Genomic DNA, 19,808 nt, shown 5'->3' with positions numbered 1-19,808 from the left:
GGAATATGCGAGGCCGACACGGCCGGCCTCGCACAGGGTCAACTGATCAGGCTGCATCCATCATGCAGTCAAAGTGGAAGAAGTTGACCATTGTGATGTCACAGTCATCGACGTCGGCTGTTTCGGTACCCGCAGGCTCGGATTCCGTTTCCGGCGTGACGTCGACGGTCGGCATCATGTCGATATCATCGGTGTCCGCCACGTCCGTGTCGCCGTTCATATCGTCACCCCAGTTGAACTCGTCAAACTGCGCTTGCAGGTTTTCGAGGAAACTGGCGATTTCATCCAGGAAGGCCTGAACGTCAAAGCAGAACGTCTCGGCCTCACCGCCGTCAACCACGTCCACGTCCGGCGTTTCGGGCTCCGGTTCCTCGGTCTCGGTGACGTCGGTGTCAGGTGTTTCGGGCTCCGGTTCTTCGGTTTCGGTGACGTCGGTGTCAGGTGTTTCGGGCTCCGGTTCTTCGGTTTCGGTGACGTCGGTGTCAGGTGTTTCGGGTTCCGGCTCTTCGGTCTCGGTGACGTCGGTGTCGGGTGTTTCGGGCTCCGGTTCCTCGGTCTCGGTGACGTCGGTGTCGGGTGTTTCGGGCTCCGGTTCGTCGGTCTCGGTGACGTCGGTGTCGGGTGTTTCGGGCTCCGGTTCCTCGGTCTCGGTGACGTCGGTGTCAGGTGTTTCGGGTTCCGGCTCTTCTGTCTCGGTGACGTCGGTGTCAGGTGTTTCAGGTTCCGGCTCTTCCGGAACGGCAACTTCGTCCGGCGTGGTTGGCGGAACGGGCGGTGTGTTCGTATTGCCGTTGTCCAGCATGACTGCCGCGTCGGTTGCGGCAAAGTTCTGGGTGACCATCACCGCATCAAAACCCTGCATATCGCCGGTTTCGATACCGATCCCGATATATTTGAAATCCGGGTTCAGAATATTGGCGCGGTGGCCCGGGCTGTTCATCAGGTTCTGGTGCAACTGAGCCACGTCATCGCTGATGCCGGGCTGCCCGCGTTCGGACTGCCATGCGATGTTTTCGCCGGTTCGCCAGTTGCCCTCAAGATCGAACCCGGCGTTTTGCATCCGCTGGGTCGCACTGGAACCGCCCGAACCGGTGTGGCTGAACGTGTCTGTGTCCAGCATCCAGGTGCTGTGATCTTCGGATGAATCGTTCAGCTGCGTCTCAAGCTGAAGCGGGTTGAGCCCGCGGGATGTGCGTTCCTGGTTGATCAGCTCCAGCATCTCGCGTTCAAATGTACTTGCAGTCGACATTTTTGCCTCCGTTTGTGTTTGTGTCCTTCCGGACGGGCTCACTTAGAGGTCGGGAAATCGATGGTGGTAGGGGGCGGTTCACTTCAGGCGAGTTTTGGCGGCGCGATGCTACCGGTGCGGGATTCGCTGCGCTGCAAAATGCCGGGCAAAATGTTGCTGGTGAGGAAATGGCGGCTTGCCGCACAGCCGGTGCCACGAGTCGGCGGATTGAAACCGATCCCCGAAACGACAAACCCCCGGGCGATGCCTCGGGGGTCGTCAAATAGTGTCATCCAAAGCTGGACGAGACCAAAGGTCTTAGAGCAAACCTTCGCGCTGTGCTTTCTTACGTGCCAGTTTACGGGCACGACGGATCGCTTCAGCCTTCTCGCGCGCTTTTTTCTCGGACGGTTTCTCGAAATGTTGCTTAAGCTTCATTTCACGAAACACGCCTTCGCGCTGCAGCTTTTTCTTCAGGGCACGAAGCGCCTGATCGACGTTGTTGTCGCGAACACTAACCTGCATGTGGTTGTCACCACCTTTCTAGATAAAGTTGCAAGGAAATTGCAGGAGTTGGCCGTATAGCAAAGCCGCTCTAACTTGTCTAGTACTGGGCCCGACAACCGGAGAACCGCCATGACGACCACATATGAAGATGCAAAACAGCGGCTTTTGGATGCGATGCTGATCCATGTTCCCTTCGATGGGTGGTCGGAATCCAGTTTCCGCGCCTCCATTTCCGACTGTGGTCTGGACGACGGTCTGGCACGCGCGATTTGTCCGCGCGGCGCGGTGGATCTGGCGCTGGCCTACCACGCGCGCGGGGATCAGGCGATGCTGGACGGCATCAGGTCCGAGGACCTGAGCGAACTGAAATTCCGCGACAGGATTGCCGCTGCGGTTCGGTTCCGCTTGCAGGCCGTCGAGGACAAAGAACTGGTGCGCCGGGGCATGACGCTGTTTTCCCTGCCAACCCATGCGGCCGACGGTGCCAAGGCGGTTTGGCAGACCTGCGATTTGATCTGGGATGCGCTGGGCGACAGCTCGGATGATGTGAACTGGTACACGAAGCGGGCCACTTTGTCGGGTGTCTATTCCTCGACCCTGCTGTTTTGGCTGGGTGATGACAGCCCGGATCATCAGAACACGTGGGAGTTTCTGGATCGCCGGATCGCAAATGTCATGGAGTTTGAAAAGCTCAAGGCGCAGTTGCGCGACAACCCGGTGTTGAAACCGTTTCTGGCGGTTCCGAACTGGCTGGCGGGTCAGGTGAAGGCTCCGGTAAAAATGCGGGCCGATCTTCCGGGAATGCTGAACCCCCGAAAGTAGCGCGTCTTGGTGCTGGGCCTTGGCCCTGATGCCTGCTAGGCATTGGGCAAAGGAGGTGCCTATGACCCAGATGATGCGCGCTGTTGAGATCACCGAACCGGGTGGTCCCGATGTTTTGCAACTGACCGAGCGACCGATTCCCGAACCGGGTGCGGGGCAGGTCGTTCTGAAAGTGGCCTATGCCGGTGTGAACCGTCCGGATGCGTTGCAGCGCGCGGGCGCTTACGATCCGCCGCCCGGCGCCAGCGACCTGCCGGGGCTTGAGGCTTCGGGCGAAGTGGTCTCGATCGGGGCCGGGGTCGAAGGACTGTCCGTCGGGGATCAGGTCTGCGCGTTGCTGCCGGGCGGCGGCTATGCCGAATATGTCGCCACCCCTGCTGCCCATTGCCTGCCGGTTCCTGCCGGCATGGGAATGAAAGAGGCAGCCTGCCTGCCCGAGACCTTTTTCACCGTCTGGTCCAACGTGTTTACGCGGGGCGGGCTGAAGGCCGGTGAACGATTTCTGGTCCATGGCGGCTCGAGCGGGATTGGCACGACGGCCATCCAGTTGGCCAATGCCTTTGGCGCCCGCGTTTTTGCCACCGCAGGGTCGGATGAAAAATGTCAGGCTTGCGTCAAGCTGGGTGCGGAAAGGGCGATCAACTACCGCGATGAGGATTTTGTGGCCGTCATGCGGGCCGAAGGTGGGGCAAACCTTATCCTCGACATGGTCGGAGGCGACTATATCCCGCGCAACGTCAAAGCTCTGGCCGAGGATGGGCGGCTGGTCCAGATCGCGTTTCTACAAGGCCCGGTGGTCGAGCTGAACTTTGCGCTGATGATGGTCAAGCGCCTGACCCTGACCGGCAGCACCCTGCGCCCGCAAAGCGATCTGGCCAAGGCCCGGATTGCGCAGGACCTGCGCGAAGCTGTCTGGCCTCTGCTTGAGGCTGGCAAGGTTGCGCCTGTCATGGACAGCGAATATGATCTGGCCGAGGCTGCGGCCGCCCATGCACGCATGGAAAGCTCGGGCCATATTGGCAAGATCGTCCTGAACGTGGCAGGCTGAACTCTGCGCGCGCGGGGCAGACCCGCGCGTTCACGCAACCGCGCGGCGGTACAGGTGCCATGTGGCATGGCCCAGAACCGGCATCACTATGATCAGGCCCAACAGCATCGGCAGGGCACCCACAAACAGAAGGGCCGCCACGATGAACCCCCAGGTCAAGATGACGCCGGGGTTGTGACGCAACACGCGAAACGACGTCACGACCGCCACCGGCAATCCGACTTGCCGGTCCAGAAGCAACGGAAAGCTGACGACGCTGATCGCCAGAGCGCAAAGAGCGAACACGAACCCAACGGCGAGTCCGACAACCATCATGGTCCAGCCTGCAACCGTAGTGACGGCCTGCTTGGCAAAAGTGCCAAGTGACGCGGGGGCTTCTGGCCCCATTGTATGCGTGTAAATGCTCTGCGCCACCATCAGCCAGATCAGCAGAAGCATCACCAGATAGAAGCCCAAAACCAGAATTGCGCCGAAAGCCGGAGAGCGGAATACACCGAACGCATCCAGCCAATGCACCGTGCTGCCTTGTTCTCGTTTGCGGCTGATCTCATACAGCCCCACAGCTGCGACTGGACCGATCAAGGCAAAACCGGCGATCAGAGGCGCCAGAAGTGGCACCATGTTGACGTTCAGGGCAAAGCCGAACATCAAAAGTCCCGCGATCGGGTAGATCAGCACAATGAATATGGCATCCGCCCGTGTTTCGACAAAGTCGTGATACCCCGCCTTCAGACAGGCGCGCAGATCTTGCATCGTCAATGTCTGCACCATCGGCAAATGCTTGGTATCTGCGCTTCCGAGTTTTGAAACGCTATCCGAGACATGATCACTGGCCGCCCCCAGATTCTGGGCTGCCCAACTGATCGGATTTCCGATTGTTTTAGCCATTTTCATCCCCTTTCCTGGCGAGATTTGCGCCGCGGAATGGATCCGGCATAAAGTTGTCCGTGGCCGGACCAGCCGACAACGCCTGATCGCAGTATAGCACAGTTTGGCGGAATCCTGATCAACACTCTGATATCGGACGATTGCTCCGCATCGCAGTCATGTTAGCTTGATGTCAGGCAAGAGGAGGTCAGGATGCAGACAACAGCGAAAACGGTGGTATTGCACGAATTCGGCGGGCCCGAGGTTCTGCGGATCGAAGACAGGCCATTGGGCGACCCCGGACCGGGTGAAATACGTATCCGTCATCATGCCTGCGGTCTTAATTTCATCGATGTTTATCAACGCACTGGATTGTATCCCCTGGAACTCCCCCATGCGTTGGGGATGGAAGCGGCGGGTGTCGTCGAGGCCGTTGGGGAAGGGGTAACGCACCTGCAACCCGGTCAGCGGGCCGCGTATGCGGCAGCCCCACCCGGCGCGTATTGCGAGGCCCGCGTAATGCCTGCGGCACAGGTGTGCCCTTTGCCGGATGGCATCTCTTTCGACGCTGCTGCGGCAATGATGTTGAAGGGTTTGACAGTTGAATACCTGTTTCACCGAACCACTCCGCTGAAACGCGGGGATACGGTGCTGTTCCACGCAGCGGCGGGTGGGGTCGGACTGATCGCCTGCCAATGGGCGAAGTCAGAAGGGATTACTCTGATTGGCACGGCGGGAACCGACGAGAAATGCAGCCTCGCCCGGTTCAACGGGGCCGCGCATTGCATCAACTACCGCTCTGAGAATTTCGCCGAACGGGTGGCCGAGATCACCAAAGGCAAGGGTGTGGATGTGGTTATGGATTCCGTGGGGGCGGACACGTTCGAAGGATCGTTGAACTGCCTGAAACCCTTGGGAATGATGATTTCCTTCGGCAACGCCTCAGGGCCGGTGCCGCCATTCGATATTGGTGTTCTGGGCCAGAAAGGATCGCTCAAGATCACCCGCCCCACTTTGTTCACCCATATTGCGGACCACTCCGTCTGTCAGGCAATGGCGCGCCGCTTGTTCGGCAAGGTCGAGGGCAGAGAAGTCAAGATCCACATCGATCAGCGCTTTGCGCTTGACCAGATTGCCGATGCACATCGCGCGTTGGAAGCGCGGCAGACGACCGGCAGCACAATTCTGGACCTTTGACGCGAAACCCGGCCTGTCAGGCCGGGTTCAACTTTATCCGGAGTGCCGTTCAGAACCGGTAAGAGACACGAACCTGCAATGTGGTTGCGTCGACATCCACATTGTTTCCGTTGAAGTTATCGAATTCGTGGTACAGCAACTCTCCACCGACGCTCACGTTCGGTGCTACGATCTGTTCATAGCCTGCGCCGATGAACCACCCGTCATCACTGCCCAAGGTGTCGGTGCTCGCTTCGGCGTAGCCTGCCGTGCCGTACAGCAGACCTTGCGGGTTTACCTTGTAGCCGGCGCGGGCTTTCAGCCGCCAGACATCTTCGACAGTTGCGGCGCCGGACAGACCCACGTCAGTCCAGTCATAGTCAAATCCGCCGCCAACGACCCAGTCGCCCAGATCATAATCATAGCCCAGGATGATACCACCGATCACGCCATCGCCATCGACACCCGACAGGCTGGTGTCTACATCGGCATAACCCAGTTGCAGACCGCCATAAAACCCGGTCCAGTTGCCCGAGGATTGTGCCATTGCCGATCCCGCGACCACGGTTGCGACAGTAGTGATGAGAGCCAATTTCAAAGTCATCTCATTTCCTTTCGATTGTCACTCTGCTCCAGTGAAATTCGGTTCACTTATGCAGACAGTTACGATCCGCGAACGTCATCGGATCAGTGATACCTACGAACCCCTGCCCGAATTCTGCCTCTGAAACGTGAAAAGACACGCCGGGGACCTTTGAAGTCGGGCACTTCTGATACAGATGAGATAGGTAGAGATGAGAGGTCTTCAAACGATATACGGCGGCGGAACATTCCGCCGCCGACACATCTGAAGATTTAGGCGGATTATTGCTTTTGCAATTCAGCAGGGGTCTTGTCCGCGATGTTTTCCCAGTTTGCGCTTGCGCTTTCGATAAAGCCCGGGATGTCGCCTTCCCAGCGTTCCTGGATGTCTTCCGACAAGTTCAGGTACAGTTTGTTGTCGACGATTTTCCAGTGGTTCGGGTCACCGTCGAATTTGAAGCCCATGGCTGTACCAAAAGCACAATAGCCGCCATAGGCAGGCAGGTAAGCTTCCGGGTTGGCTTCGAAGGCGGCTTTGTTCTCCTCGGACGAGAAACGGTACAGCGCATCGTCGTGCAGCGTGGTGATGCGGTAGTCACCCTTGGTCGCTTCACCGACGGTGAAATAGGCAACCGGGTCATAACCCTGCATGGCCAGACCGGTCGAGCTTGCGTTGATGTCCACTCCAGCGGCCAGAGCGGATGTTGCCAGTGCAACGGACAGAGCGACGCCACCGATCAGAGATTTAAACTTGTTCATTGTTCCACCTTTCGTGAAAGGAGCCTCGTCTGTGTGCCGATCGAAGGCTCCGGATTGTTGTCCTGTGTGGCCCGTAATTGACCGTCACGACAGCGATCTGGGAAGCAGACGGATCACGTTCAAAACAATGAATCGTGATTGTGCGTCAGAGAGGAACGTCTGTTCAAAAATGCAGGCCTGACATTACGCGTCCGGTTCAAAATCCAGAACAAACGCGATGACTTTGCACGCCGCCATTTCACAAGGCCTCAGCAGCGTGCCGCTGATGCGTGTCTGATACAGGTTCATGCTGATATAGTCGGTGCCGCCCAGTTCGTGCGCAACCAGCTTGTGGGATTTCCCCTTTGCCAAATGTTGGCGCACGACGACATAGCGCCGATCCCCCGATGTACCGGTAAAACTGCCTTCGGGCAGTGCGAAAAACGCGGAAACGAAAGCGTCCGGCGGTGTCACGACTTTCCGATTTTCGGTTCAGTTCCGGCCTTGATCCGTGCGACATTGGTGCTGTGACGCCAGTAGATCATAAGGGTCAGGATAATCCCAAGGATAAAGGAGTGTCCGTTTGTCAGAACCAGTACCCAGGTCGTTGAAAGCGCGGCCGCAGCCAGCGCGCCGACCGAAGATATCCGCCAGATCGCCGCCGCCACCAGCCAGCTGAGACAGCACGCAACTCCGACGCGCCAGTCCAGCGCCAGCCAGAGGCCCAGGAAGGTGGCCACGCCTTTTCCGCCCTTGAAACCCAGCCAGATGGGAAAGCAATGACCCAGAAAGGCAAAAAGGGCTGCGATCTGCGCGGCGTCTTCTCCGGCATAAGCACGGGCAATCAGAACCGCGACCACGCCCTTGGCCGCGTCGAACAGCAAGGTCAGCGCCGCGGCGGCTTTGTTGCCGGTGCGCAGGACGTTGGTCGCGCCGATATTTCCGGACCCGATTTCGCGCAGATTTCCCAGCCCCATGACCTTTGCAAGCAGCAGGCCGAAGGGAATGGAGCCCAAGAGATATCCAACCACCGCCCACTGGAGCAGTTCGCTAGTCGAGTTGTCGATCGGGGGCATCAGGAACTCCGGAACACTTCTTTACCTGCAACATAGGTCGAAATGACCTTACCTTGCATCCGCTGGCCGTCAAATGGCGTGTTCTGAGATTTGGATTTTAAGGCAAAGCGATCAAGCACAAAAGGCACATCCGGGTCGAACAGAACCAGATCCGCCGGGGCGCCTTCCGACAATCGGCCGCTTTCCAGACCCAGCCGTTTGGCCGGGTTCAATGCCATCGCCCGGAACAGGGTCGGCAGGTCCAACTGGTCGGCATGATACAGGCGCAATGCCGCCGGCAAGAGCGTTTCCAGCGCCACCGCGCCCGAGGCGGCCTCTTCGAACGGCAGGCGTTTGCTTTCTTCGTCCTGCGGCGTGTGCATCGAACTGATCGTGTCGATCAGGCCGGTGCGCACCGCCTCGATCACCGCCTGCCGGTCATCCTCGGACCGCAGCGGAGGCTTGACCTTGAAGAAGGTGCGATAGTCGGCCACGTCCAGCTCGTTCAGCGTCAGGTGATGGATCGAGGTGCCGGCGGTTATATCCAGCCCGTTACGCTTGGCCCGTTCCAGCGCGGGCAGGGCGCGGGCGGTGGTGATCTGGTCGGCGTGATAGGCCGCGCCCGTCATTTCCAACAGCGCGATGTCACGGTCCAGTCCCATGCGCTCGGCCATGGGCGAGACCGCAGGCAACCCGCGCAGGGCGGCGAATTTGCCGCTGGTGGCCGCGGCGCCATGGCTCAGGCCCGGATCCTGTGGGTGGGCAATCACCAGCGCTCCGCAGGATTTTGCATAGGTCAGGGCGCGGGAAAACACCTTGGTATTGGTGATGACGTGATCGCAATCGGTGAAGGCCACGGCGCCTGCGTCCTGCAAAAACCCGATTTCCGTCATCTCTCGCCCGTCGCGCCCTTTGGTCAGCGCGGCCATCGGCAGAACATTGACCGGCGCATCCGCCTGAGCACGCCGGGTCGCGAATTCCAGCGTTTCCGGCGTATCGACCGCGGGCAGTGTATCCGGGCGGGTGACAATGGTGGTGACACCACCGGCTGCGGCAGCGAGGCCTGCGGATTTGTAGCTTTCCTTGTGCCGTTCGCCCGGCTCACACACCTTGACGCCGATATCGACGATGCCGGGGGCGAGGCACTTGCCGCCGCAGTCGATGACCTGGGCGTCAGCGACGGGCACGTCCCCGTTGCCCTTGCCCTGAATGAGGCCGTCGGCAATGTGCAGCCAGCCGGGACTGTCCGTGCCGCTATCAGGGTCGATCAGGCGGGCATTGGTGAAGATCAAGGTGGTCATGGAATGGCCCTTTCAATCGCGGCTTTGGTGGCGGCCGGGTCTGACTGGTACTTGATCAGATGCTTGTCGCCGGTTTTGGTGACAACCTGGACGAAGCTGCCCATGATATTCACGGCGGTGATCTGGTTCAGCGGCATGCTGCGTCCGCCGGGACCGGTCAGTGCGGTGTCTGACAATTGCCAATTGGCGACCATCTCTTCCGAGGCCAGATACCAAGCGCGTATGCCAATGGCGGCAAGGCCAGCAGGCGCTCCGGTCCAGACGTAAGGATTGCCGATCAGCCACAAAACGATCATCGCACCGGCCATAGCAACAGCAGCCAGCCATGCATTTGTGCGGATATAGGCCCCTTTGTCCGGGGTGAAGATCACAGGATCAGCCATAAGATGCCTCCGATGACCAAAAGCGCGACCAGTGCCAGAATGGCCGATCCTACGCGGCGGGGGGTGTCACCCGCTGTGACGGTTTGCGGGGCGGAAAAGGGTTTGGCGCTTTCGGTTTCGATGATCCCCCCGGTCCAGTTCGTGGCTTCTTCCGTGAACAGGCCGATCAGGCGCAGGCGCGGATCGGGGTTCAGCGTCGCCGGGTGTCCGTTGCAAGCCGCGCTGCGAAGGACCATGACCCAACCGTCGACAGAGGCCAGAGCGTTCCGGTCCAACTGATCCGCAGACACGCCGCAGCCCTCGGTCATGTAGCCGTACAGGCCGAGCTCTTCGAGGTCGGAGACCGGGAAAATATCGATTTGGCTGGGGTCAAGCCCGTCGACCCCAAGCACCTGATCGGCGGCACCCGGTTCGCGCAGGAATTTCGCCTCTTCCGGGCGCATGTCCAGCGTGAACAGGCGCAAAACGCCGCGTTCATGGGGGGCGACGGTCAGATCGCTCATGCGGCCTCGCGCAGGTTGCGGGCCAACAGATCCATCGCCGCCATGCGGACGGCGACACCCATTTCCACCTGTTCCTGAATGACGGATCGGTTGATATCATCGGCCAGCGTACCGTCGATCTCGACCCCGCGGTTCATCGGGCCGGGATGCATCACGATCGCGTCCGGCTTGGCCTGCGCCAGCTTTGCGGCGTCCAGCCCGTAGCGGTGGTAATATTCGCGTTCCGAGGGGATGAACCCGCCATCCATCCGCTCTTTCTGAAGGCGCAGCATCATGACGACGTCAACGTCCTTGAGGCCCTCGTTCATGTCGTCATAGATTTCGGCCCCGAACTCGGCGAACTGGCTGGGCACCAGCGTCGGCGGGCCAATCAGGCGGATGCGGTTTTCCATCTTACCCAGCAGAATCAGGTTCGATCGGGCGACGCGGGAATGGGCGACATCGCCGCAAATGGCAATGTTCAGTCGGTGCAGGCGACCTTTGGCCCGACGGATGGTCAGGGCGTCCAGCAGGGCTTGCGTGGGGTGTTCATGTTTGCCGTCACCGGCGTTCAGAACGGCGCAATTGACCTTCTGCGCCAGCAGATCGACCGCGCCGGAATGCGGGTGCCGCACCACCAGAAGATCCGGGTGCATCGCGTTCAGCGTCATCGCGGTGTCGATCAGGGTTTCACCCTTTTTGATCGAGCTGGCCTGCATCGCCATGTTCATCACATCCGCACCCAGACGCTTGCCTGCCAGTTCGAAACTGGCTTGCGTGCGCGTCGAGTTTTCAAAGAACATGTTGATCTGGGTCAGCCCCGACAGCACGTCGGAATGCTTGGTCGACTGGCGGTTCATGGCGACATAGGTCTCGGCCAGATCCAGGATTTCGGTGATATCGGATTGGGACAGATGCTCGATGCCAAGTAGGTGACGATGGGCGAAACGCATGGGCGGGCTCCTGTCTGACAATCGCGCCGCTTATAGGAAGCCGGGCGGCGCAAGGCAACCTAAGGTTCCGTACCCTCAGGCAGTTTTTCGCAACCGCCGTCGGGCAGGCATTGCTCACCCGGTTTGCACCACTTGCCATAACCGCAGTCGATGGCCTTGATCGGTACGCAGCCTTGATGCGCCGAGCATTTGAAACCGGGGCGGCATTGTGATCCGGTTTCCTCGCACAGGAACCACCCCGGACGAGAGCAGCCCCCGCCGGGCAGGCAGGCCGAACCGCGTGCGCAGGTTCTGCCATCAGCGCATGTGGTCGGTGGCGTCGTATCCAGTTCGGGTGCGCTTCGTTCACACTCGCCACGGCCATTGCAGAAACTGTCGCCGGGACAATCCAGCCGTGATGCGCATTTGTTCAGGCCAGCGGGCGCACATCTGAGTCCACCGGCAACGCAGCGTTCGAACGGACCGCAACTGCGCCCGCCGCCGCAATAGGTGCCGCCCAGTGGAATGCAATGGCCATCAAAACTGCATCTTTGCCCGCCTGAACAACATGTGCTGCCACATTTGAACTGACCCGCACGGCACTGCCCGTGTTTGTCATGAAATGTGGCCCATGCCGGATCATCGGTGACAACCAGCACTAATCCAATGATGAGGAATCGCAGAAATCTGAGCATCGCATGCCGATGGTCGGCGCGACAGAGCGACCGATCAAGCCCTATTCGCTTTCCCTCAGCCCTCAGGCGGGTAAGTTATCCCTATGGAATCGGGCTTGGACTATTATTCTGCGCAGGCGCTGCTGGAATGGCAGATCGAACTGGGTGTGACCGAGGCAATAGGTGATGCGCCGGTTGACCGGTACGCGTTGCCCGACACCACGGCCAAACCGAGGAAACCGGAAACGTCCGCCGCCGCCCCGGCAAAGCCAAGGGATGTGGACCCGGTAGAAATCGCTGGATCCGCAGCACGGGGCGCGGGATCGCTGGATCAGCTGCGCGCAGCGATGGACGCGTTCGAACATTGCGAGCTCAAGCGCGGTGCGCGGCAATTGGTCTTTGCCGACGGGACCCCCGGCGCGCGCGTGATGATCATCGGCGAGGCGCCGGGTCGCGATGAGGACCGCGAGGGCAAACCCTTTGTCGGCCGTGCGGGTCAGTTGCTGGACCGGATGCTGGCGGCAATTGATCTGGATCGTCGCGAAAACGTCTATATCACCAATGTGCTGCCATGGCGGCCCCCGCAGAACCGCGACCCCAAACCCGAAGAGATCGGGATGATGAAGCCGTTTCTGGAACGCCACGTGGCCCTGGCCAGACCCGAGGTTCTGGTTGTGATGGGGAATATCAGCTGTCAGGCGGTGCTGGGCAAACGCGGCATCACCCGCCTGCGCGGCAAATGGGATCAGGCAATGGATCTGCCGGTGATTCCGATGTTCCACCCGGCTTATCTGCTACGACAACCGCAGATGAAACGGCAGGCCTGGGCGGATCTGCTGGAACTGAAAGCGCGGCTGCGAGGTGCAACATGAAGGTTCTGGCATTCTCTGATCTGCACATGGCGCGCAACCGGGCAGCCGATCTTGTTTCCGCCAGCGCCGAGGCTGATCTTGTCATCGGTGCCGGTGATTATTGCAATTCGCGTCAGGGGCTGGACGAGGCGATGCAGATGCTGTCCGGCATTTCGACGCCGCTGGTCCTGATCCCTGGGAACGCGGAAAGTGCAGAAGAGCTGGGCAATGCGGCCCCGAACGGTGTCCATGTCCTGCATGGGTCTGGCATGACCATAGACGGCTTGCGCTTGTTTGGTCTTGGCTATGGCGTACCACCGACCCCGTTCGGAGACTGGTCCTGTGACCTGACAGAAGGTGAGGCGACCGAGATGCTCGACCGGTGTGAAACGGCGGATGTCCTGATCGTTCATTCTCCGCCCAAAGGGTATGGGGATCAGACATCGCAAGGCCTTTCGGTCGGATCGACTGCCATACGGGATGCGGTGGAACGCCTTCAGCCGGGATTTGCGTTCTTCGGTCATGTGCATGAAAGCTGGGGCTATCGCGGTTCCCTGGGGCGAACGCATTTGGCCAATCTGGGCCCGATGCCAAGTTGGTTCGAGGTGGATACGTGATCGAATTCCAGACCTTGCTGGTCTTTGTTCCAGCGGCACTGGCACTGAACCTGACGCCCGGTGCTGATATGATGTTCTGCTTTGGCCAAGGGCTGCGATCCGGGGCGTGGCCTTCGGTATCGGCAAGCGCCGGCGTGTCCGTGGGTTCGATGATTCACGTGCTGCTGGCAGGGCTTGGACTGGGCGCTGCGGTGTCGGCGCTGCCCTGGCTTTTTGAAGTGATCCGCTGGATGGGTGCCGCTTACCTGATGTATCTGGCTTGGGGTGCGGTCCGGCATGGCGCTTCGACGGGGGATACGCCTGTGCGGTCGACGCGCATGGCCTTTCGGGATGGGATGTTGGTCAACCTGACCAATCCCAAGGTCATTCTGTTCGTGCTGGCGTTCATACCGCAATTCGTCGACCCGACAGCGGGATCGGTTCTGGTGCAGTTCCTGATCTTCGGGCTGATCATCGCGTTTGGCGGGTTCTTGGTGAACGGGCTGGTCGGGGTTTTTGCCGGCGGGGCAGGCAAGGTGCTAATCGGCAACCCGCGCGCCGCGCGTATTATTGGTTGGATCACGGGGGGTATTTTTTCCGCCCTTGCGATCCGGCTTGTCATGATGGAAAGGGCCTGACGCAAGATGTCGCGCATTGACGAAACCAAGGAGTTCATCCCCGTCAGAATTGCCGTTCTGACCGTTTCGGACACCCGATCGATGGACGAAGATCGCTCGGGGCAGACATTGGTGGACCGGATCGAAAAAGCGGGCCATGTGGTTGCGGACCGCCAGATCATCCGGGATGAGCGCGACCAGATCGCCGATCAGTTGCGGGCATGGGTGGCTGATGAGCAGATCGATGTCGTGATCTCGACCGGTGGAACGGGTCTGACCGGGCGGGACGTGACGGTCGAAGCGCATCGGGACGTGTACGAAAAAGAGATCGACGCATTCGGTACTGTCTTTACCGTCATTTCGATGGAGAAAATCGGCACTTCGGCGGTGCAGTCCCGCGCAACCGGGGGGGTTGCGGGGGGAACATACCTTTTTGCATTGCCCGGCAGCCCGGGGGCCTGCAAGGATGCGTGGGATGGGATTTTGGAAAAACAGTTCGATTACCGGCATCGCCCCTGCAATTTTGTGGAAATAATGCCCAGATTGGACGAACATCTGCGACGGAAGTAGACTGGTCGTACGTTCAATTCCGTATAACCGCTTTGTGGCTTGGCATAATTCGTGATCCGGCTACATGTTGTGGACGGCAGCTTGGTGCAACCGGGGTAACTGTTTGATGCGATTTCTACGGCAGAGTCTTGTCGGTATCTTTCTGGCGTTCTTGACGCTTGCTCTGCTGTTTGTTGCCGCGCAGATCATCATGGGTGCCGTTCAGGACGTCCTGATGCGTGAGGACCAGGCGCCCGCGGCCCGCGAACGGGTCTTCGCGGTTGCCGTACGTCAGGCCGAGGCGGAAACCGTAATCCCATATCTCGAAGCATTCGGAGAGGTCCAGAGCCGGCGCAGGCTGGAATTGCGCGCGGCACTGGGTGGCCGCGTTGTCGCCCTGGCAGAGGATTTCGTGGATGGCGGAACGGTAACTGCCGGGGAAGTTCTGGTTGAACTGGATCCGGCGGATGCCCAATCCGCGCTGGATCGGGCCAAGTCCGATCTTTTGGACGCACAATTCGAAGAACGTGATGCCGAACGGTCTTTGCTGCTGGCGCAGGACGAATTGAAATCGGCCGAGGCGCAAGCCGAACTGCGGGAACGGGCGCTGCAACGGCAACGCGATCTGGAGGCCCGAGGGGTAGGCGCCGCCGCCAGCGTGGAAGAGGCGGAACTGGCGGCTGCTTCGGCACAACAGGCCGTGCTGGCGCGTCGTATCGCGCTTGCACAGGCTGAATCTCGCGTCGATCAGGCAACGACGTTGTTGGCGCGCGCGGTGATTGCCTTGGAGGCGGCGGAACGCGATCTTGATGATATGACCATTCGGGCCGGATTCAGCGGTACCCTGACCGATGTGACGCTTGTGGAAGGGCGGTTGGTGTCGGCCAATGAAAAACTGGCTGAACTGGTTGATCCAAACGCTCTTGAAGTGGCGTTCCGGGTGTCGACGGCACAATATGTACGTCTGTTGGACGAGAATGACAGGCTGATCAACGCACCAGTCAACGTTTCGCTTGAGGTGACGGGCACCGATCTGACCGCGACTGGTCATATCAGCCGCGACAGCGGTTCTGCGGGCGAGGGTCAGACCGGACGTTTGATCTATGCGCGTTTGCAAGAGGCGTCCGGTTTCAAGCCCGAAGATTTCGTCACCGTCTCGGTTCAGGAACAACCGCTTGCCAATGTGTTCCGCTTGCCGTCTTCGGCATTGGACGCATCGGGAACGGTTCTGGTGCTGGGTGCGGATGACCGCCTGGAAAGTTTGCCGGTGCAGCTTGTCCGCAGACAGGGTGACGAGGTTTTGCTGCGGGGCGACGGGTTGGAAGGGCGCGAGGTTGTGATCGGACGCACGCCGTTGCTTGGATCTGGCGTGCGGGTGCGGCCCTTGCGGCTTGAGGCCGGGGCAGACCCGGGCATGGTCGAACTGTCAGATGCGAAACGCGCTGAACTCGTGGCCCGGGTCGAGGCCAGCGAAACCATGCCTCATGATGAGAAAACTCAGGTTCTCGGTCAGTTGCGCGAAGCGCGCGTCCCTTCATCTCTGGTGCGGCGCATTGAAACCAAGGCCGGGGGCTGAGCGTCATGATGCGCGAGATACCTGGCGCAGCGGGTGGCCTTCTCAGCTATTTCACACGGCACCGGACGGTGGCCAATTTGCTGTTGCTGGTGATGCTGGTTCTGGGTGCGGCAGCTATCCCGAACATGCGGGCGCAGTTCTTTCCGGATGTCATTCTGGAACGCGTTGATGTGACCGTCTCGTGGGAAGGTGCAGGCCCCGAGGACATGGATGCCGGTATCGTGCAGTTGTTGGAACCTGCGCTGCTGGCCGTTGAAGGGGTAACCAGTACCGAGGCCAGTTCCCACCCAGGTTGGACCCGCGTCAGACTGGAGTTTGAGCCGAACTGGGACATGTCCCGCGCGGTCGAAGACGTCCGGACCGCGATAGACGGTGTGACGGATCTGCCCGAAGGCTCGGAAGAACCTGAAATTCGACGCGGCGCTTGGCGGGATCGGGTAACGGATGTCGTTATCAGTGGCCCCACCGACACCAATCAACTGGCGAAGCTGACGGATGAGTTCATCAACCGTTTGTTTTCGGCAGGGGTTACGCGAACCGAAATCAGGGGCATTGCCGCGCCTCAGATCATTGTCGAGATCACAACGGCGCAATTGATCGCCAATGACATCACCATGGAAGAGATCGCGTCCGCGATTGCGGCCGAGGTCAGCACCGATCCCGCTGGTGAGGTTGAGGGCGCAGGTGCGCGTATACGGGCCGGAACCGAAAAGAGGACCCCGGAGCAGATCGAAGACATCGCGCTGCGGACCTTTGCCAACGGGTCGAAGCTGAAGGTCGGTGATATTGCCAGGATTCGGGTCGAAGGTGTCACACGGTATCGCAGTTATTTCGTCGGCGACGATCCGGCCATGTCCATCCGGGTTGATCGGTCAAATCTGGGCGATGCGATAGACATCCAGCACACGGTCGAAGATGTTGCCCGTGAAATGCAGGCCAGCTTGCCCGAAGGTGTGAAGATTGAGCTGATCCGCACCCGCGCCCAGGCCATAACCGACCGATTGAACATCCTGGTCAACAACGGGTTGATGGGTCTTGGCCTTGTCGTCTGCCTGCTGTTCTTGTTCCTCAACGCGCGCATCGCCTTCTGGGTTGCGGCGGGTATCCCCGTGGCGATGTCGGCCGCAATCGCATTGATGTATCTGGGGGGCTTGTCGCTGAACATGGTCTCGCTGTTCGGCCTGATCATCACGCTGGGCATCGTGGTTGATGACGCCATCGTGGTGGGGGAACACGCGGATTTCCGCGCCCGGCGTTTGGGTGAGCCGCCTGTTGTGGCTGCGGAACGTGCGGCGCGGCGGATGGCCATGCCGGTGCTGGCTGCGACTGTCACGACGGTAATCGCGTTTTTCGGTCTGACCCTGGTGGGCGGACGATTCGGAGAATTGATCCGCGACATTCCCTTTACGGTGATCGCCGTTTTGATCGCTTCGCTGGTCGAGTGCTTTCTGATCCTTCCCAATCACATGGCGCACGCCATCGCGCATTCGGCCAAGGAACACTGGTATGATCTGCCCAACCGGGTCGTCAACCGTGGTTTCCGTTGGGTTCGGGATCACCTGTTCCGCCCCTTGATCGCCTGGGTGATATGGGCACGCTATGTCGTCGTGGCGCTGATGATCGCGGTACTGGCCAGCCAGGTTGCACTGTTCATTCGCGGCGACGTGAACTGGCGTTTCTTCAATGCACCAGAGCGAAGTTCCGTGACCGGCGGCTTTATCATGCGCGAAGGTTCGACGCGATCGGATACGCTGGAAATGATGCGCCTTCTGCAAAAGGCGGTCAATGACCTGGGCCAGATCTATGAAGAGCGTCATGGGCGCAATCCGATTGACTATGTCCTGGCCGAGGTTGGCGGCAATGCAGGCCGACAGCTGGCTGCTGCGGATGGCAAGGATGGCAGTTTGTTGGGGGGTATCTCGATCGAACTCATCGATGCCGATCTGCGCCCTTATTCGAGTTTCGAATTCGTCGGAGAGTTGCAGGAATTCGCGCCGCGCCATCCCAAGCTCGAAGTGATCAGCTTCCGGGGGTGGCGCTCTGGACCGGGTGGCGACGCCATCGACGTGCAGTTTTTCGGCTCGGACGTGAGCGTTCTCAAGGCCGCGTCCGAAGACTTGCAGGCCGAGCTGTCGAAATTTCCCGAAGTCTCGGCGCTGGAAGACAACCTGGCTTATGACAAGGAAGAGTTCATCCTGGACCTGACTGCACAGGGAGAGGCGCTGGGATTCCGGATTGAAACGCTTGGTCGCGCCCTGCGCAATCGCCTGAACGGTATCGAAGCGGCAACTTTCCCGGACGGGCCGCGCAGTGCCGAGATCCGTGTGGAACTGCCTGAAGGCGAACTGACGGCAGATTTCCTCGAGCGTACACTCATGCGGTCTCCTGACGGGGTTTACGTACCGCTGGCCGACATCGTTTCGGTCGAGCGTGAATCCGGTTTCTCGACGGTTCGGCGCGAAAACGGCCTGAGGGTTGTTTCGGTCTATGGCGACATCTCCGAGGATGATCCGGCCCGCGCGGCTGAAATCGAACGGGCGATGCAGGAAGAAATCCTGCCGAATATCGCTGCCGAAAGGCAAGTCGAGTGGCGCATGTCGGGCCTGAGTGAACAGGAAAATGAATTCCTTGCCGAAGCCCGCACCGGTTTGATCCTGTGCCTGACAGGTATCTACCTTGTTCTGGCCTGGGTGTTCGCCAGCTGGACACGGCCAGTGGTTGTCATGGCAATCATACCCTTTGGCCTCGTTGGTGCGATCTGGGGCCACTACATCTGGGATGTGCCGCTCAGCATGTTCACGGTGGTCGGGTTGCTGGGCATGACGGGGATTATCATCAACGACTCGATCGTTCTGGTGACGACGATAGATGCGTATCAAAAAGACCGTGGTCTGGTTCCGTCCATTGTCGAAGGTACCGCAGACAGGTTGCGTCCCGTGATGCTGACCACTTTGACCACGGTTCTTGGACTTGCACCGTTGCTTTATGAAGGTTCGCAACAAGCGCAATTCCTCAAGCCGACCGTGATCACGCTGGTTTACGGGCTTGGGTTCGGGATGTTGCTGGTTCTGATTCTGGTGCCTGCCCTGCTGGCGATCCTCAATGACGTGGCGCGTCCGATGACAGCCATGCGCCGTGCCGCGCGGGCACCCGACCGGGTGGTTCGCGGGGCGCTGGCGGCAACCGGTGCCGCATTGGCTGTTTGGTTCGGCCTGACGATGATTTGGCCCGCGGTTACAGGCGCACCGCTTGGCGTGCTGCAAGGCCTCTATGCGGGTGGAGATGGCATTGCGGTGCTGCGAATGGGGTTGGGTGCATTCCTGGCCGGGGCAATTCTGATCGTGGTCCTGAGCGTGATCCTGTCAGGTTTGCTTTATGGGCGGCTGACAAGATCGGCCGATGCCTGATCCGCGCGGATCGCGTGTTCTAAAAGGTCGATGACCCGCGCGCTCATCGGCAGGTCGCCCCGGCGTATCTGCTCGATGGCAAACCAGCGGGCATCCAGCGCGTCATCACCAGCCTGCGGTGTGCCGGACTGATAGCGGCAGGCAACGCCGACCAACAGGTAATGGGACAAAACCTGCCCCGCCTTGTCGTGACGCAGCAGATCCAGATTTCTCAGGTAATGAGACGGTTCCGCAATCACCGAGGTTTCTTCCCGCAACTCACGCTGCGCCGCCTGCAGAACGGTTTCACCCCACTCTACGTGGCCGCCGGGGAACCCCCACAGCCCCTTGTCCGGCTGTTTGCTGCGCTGAACCAGAAGAACCTTGTCCTGATGCAGAACAACCGCCAATGCACCGATCTTGGGGGATTGGCTCATG

22 protein-coding genes are annotated in these 19,808 nt (G+C 59.9%); 9 read left to right on the top strand and 13 right to left on the bottom strand.

Annotated features, from left to right (window positions below):
* Positions 1-46: 46 nt before the first annotated feature.
* Both I9184_RS13055 and rpsU read right to left on the bottom strand, forming a co-directional pair.
* A complete protein-coding gene (locus tag I9184_RS13055) occupies positions 47-1,249 on the bottom strand; it encodes a CAP domain-containing protein (RefSeq protein WP_245218116.1) in 1,203 nt (400 codons plus the stop codon).
* A gap of 297 nt (positions 1,250-1,546) precedes the next feature.
* On the bottom strand, positions 1,547-1,753 hold the full coding sequence (gene rpsU / locus I9184_RS13050) for a 30S ribosomal protein S21 (protein WP_005614280.1): 207 nt from the start codon (positions 1,751-1,753) through the stop codon (positions 1,547-1,549).
* Positions 1,754-1,864: 111 nt separating this feature from the next.
* Here rpsU and I9184_RS13045 point away from each other — a divergent pair, with 111 nt between their 5' ends.
* Positions 1,865-2,557, top strand: coding sequence for a COQ9 family protein (locus tag I9184_RS13045; RefSeq protein ID WP_209834727.1), 693 nt, complete (start codon positions 1,865-1,867; stop codon positions 2,555-2,557).
* A 61-nt stretch (positions 2,558-2,618) separates the two neighbouring features.
* Positions 2,619-3,605 (top strand): NAD(P)H-quinone oxidoreductase, encoded by a 987-nt coding sequence (locus I9184_RS13040; protein ID WP_209834725.1) that lies wholly within the window; start codon positions 2,619-2,621, stop codon positions 3,603-3,605.
* A gap of 30 nt (positions 3,606-3,635) precedes the next feature.
* Here the strand turns inward: I9184_RS13040 and I9184_RS13035 are convergent, their stop codons facing one another.
* Complete coding sequence (locus I9184_RS13035) at positions 3,636-4,493, bottom strand: DUF2189 domain-containing protein (RefSeq protein WP_171635055.1); 858 nt, start codon at positions 4,491-4,493, stop codon at positions 3,636-3,638.
* A gap of 192 nt (positions 4,494-4,685) precedes the next feature.
* Here I9184_RS13035 and I9184_RS13030 point away from each other — a divergent pair, with 192 nt between their 5' ends.
* Positions 4,686-5,669 (top strand): quinone oxidoreductase, encoded by a 984-nt coding sequence (locus I9184_RS13030; RefSeq protein WP_171635052.1) that lies wholly within the window; start codon positions 4,686-4,688, stop codon positions 5,667-5,669.
* Between the two features lie 49 nt (positions 5,670-5,718).
* Here the strand turns inward: I9184_RS13030 and I9184_RS13025 are convergent, their stop codons facing one another.
* From I9184_RS13025 to I9184_RS12985, 9 genes are all read right to left on the bottom strand, one after another.
* Positions 5,719-6,252: a porin family protein gene (locus I9184_RS13025; RefSeq protein ID WP_171635050.1), complete on the bottom strand. Its 534-nt coding sequence runs from the start codon at positions 6,250-6,252 to the stop codon at positions 5,719-5,721.
* A 260-nt stretch (positions 6,253-6,512) separates the two neighbouring features.
* On the bottom strand, positions 6,513-6,989 hold the full coding sequence (locus tag I9184_RS13020) for a YHS domain-containing (seleno)protein (protein WP_171635047.1): 477 nt from the start codon (positions 6,987-6,989) through the stop codon (positions 6,513-6,515).
* Positions 6,990-7,172: 183 nt separating this feature from the next.
* On the bottom strand, positions 7,173-7,442 hold the full coding sequence (locus I9184_RS13015) for a hypothetical protein (protein ID WP_171635045.1): 270 nt from the start codon (positions 7,440-7,442) through the stop codon (positions 7,173-7,175).
* Positions 7,439-8,044: a glycerol-3-phosphate 1-O-acyltransferase PlsY gene (gene plsY / locus I9184_RS13010; protein WP_209834723.1), complete on the bottom strand. Its 606-nt coding sequence runs from the start codon at positions 8,042-8,044 to the stop codon at positions 7,439-7,441. The genes I9184_RS13015 and plsY overlap by 4 nt, the downstream gene beginning before the upstream one ends.
* Entirely contained in the window at positions 8,044-9,324 is a 1,281-nt protein-coding gene (gene pyrC / locus I9184_RS13005; protein ID WP_171724302.1) for a dihydroorotase, read from the bottom strand. Before pyrC ends, plsY begins: the two co-directional genes overlap by 1 nt.
* Entirely contained in the window at positions 9,321-9,707 is a 387-nt protein-coding gene (locus tag I9184_RS13000) for a hypothetical protein (protein ID WP_171635036.1), read from the bottom strand. Before I9184_RS13000 ends, pyrC begins: the two co-directional genes overlap by 4 nt.
* Positions 9,692-10,210 carry a hypothetical protein gene (locus I9184_RS12995; protein WP_209834722.1) on the bottom strand — a complete coding sequence of 173 codons (519 nt, stop codon included), beginning with the start codon at positions 10,208-10,210 and terminating at the stop codon, positions 9,692-9,694. Before I9184_RS12995 ends, I9184_RS13000 begins: the two co-directional genes overlap by 16 nt.
* Positions 10,207-11,142, bottom strand: coding sequence for an aspartate carbamoyltransferase catalytic subunit (locus I9184_RS12990; RefSeq protein WP_050604003.1), 936 nt, complete (start codon positions 11,140-11,142; stop codon positions 10,207-10,209). Before I9184_RS12990 ends, I9184_RS12995 begins: the two co-directional genes overlap by 4 nt.
* A gap of 409 nt (positions 11,143-11,551) precedes the next feature.
* Positions 11,552-11,740, bottom strand: a complete 189-nt coding sequence (locus I9184_RS12985) for a hypothetical protein (RefSeq protein ID WP_171635031.1) — start codon at positions 11,738-11,740, stop codon at positions 11,552-11,554.
* A 159-nt stretch (positions 11,741-11,899) separates the two neighbouring features.
* On the opposite strand from I9184_RS12985, the gene I9184_RS12980 reads away from it, so the two are divergent.
* From I9184_RS12980 to I9184_RS12955, 6 genes are all read left to right on the top strand, one after another.
* Complete coding sequence (locus tag I9184_RS12980; protein ID WP_209834720.1) at positions 11,900-12,667, top strand: uracil-DNA glycosylase; 768 nt, start codon at positions 11,900-11,902, stop codon at positions 12,665-12,667.
* Positions 12,664-13,263, top strand: coding sequence for a metallophosphoesterase (locus I9184_RS12975; RefSeq protein ID WP_209834718.1), 600 nt, complete (start codon positions 12,664-12,666; stop codon positions 13,261-13,263). The genes I9184_RS12980 and I9184_RS12975 overlap by 4 nt, the downstream gene beginning before the upstream one ends.
* Positions 13,260-13,880, top strand: a complete 621-nt coding sequence (locus tag I9184_RS12970; protein WP_171724297.1) for a LysE family translocator — start codon at positions 13,260-13,262, stop codon at positions 13,878-13,880. Before I9184_RS12975 ends, I9184_RS12970 begins: the two co-directional genes overlap by 4 nt.
* A 6-nt stretch (positions 13,881-13,886) precedes the next feature.
* A complete protein-coding gene (moaB, locus tag I9184_RS12965) occupies positions 13,887-14,429 on the top strand; it encodes a molybdenum cofactor biosynthesis protein B (protein WP_171724296.1) in 543 nt (180 codons plus the stop codon).
* A 106-nt stretch (positions 14,430-14,535) separates the two neighbouring features.
* Positions 14,536-15,984, top strand: coding sequence for an HlyD family efflux transporter periplasmic adaptor subunit (locus tag I9184_RS12960; protein WP_209834716.1), 1,449 nt, complete (start codon positions 14,536-14,538; stop codon positions 15,982-15,984).
* A gap of 5 nt (positions 15,985-15,989) precedes the next feature.
* On the top strand, positions 15,990-19,391 hold the full coding sequence (locus I9184_RS12955) for an efflux RND transporter permease subunit (RefSeq protein WP_209834714.1): 3,402 nt from the start codon (positions 15,990-15,992) through the stop codon (positions 19,389-19,391).
* Here the strand turns inward: I9184_RS12955 and I9184_RS12950 are convergent.
* Positions 19,358-19,807, bottom strand: a complete 450-nt coding sequence (locus I9184_RS12950) for an NUDIX hydrolase (protein ID WP_209834712.1) — start codon at positions 19,805-19,807, stop codon at positions 19,358-19,360. The genes I9184_RS12955 and I9184_RS12950 overlap by 34 nt on opposite strands.
* Position 19,808 lies beyond the last annotated feature (1 nt).

Origin of the sequence: Ruegeria sp. HKCCE3926 (assembly GCF_017872515.1) — a bacterium.
Classification (GTDB): Bacteria; Pseudomonadota; Alphaproteobacteria; order Rhodobacterales; family Rhodobacteraceae; genus Ruegeria.
This window is presented reverse-complemented; position numbering and strand designations above follow the sequence as displayed.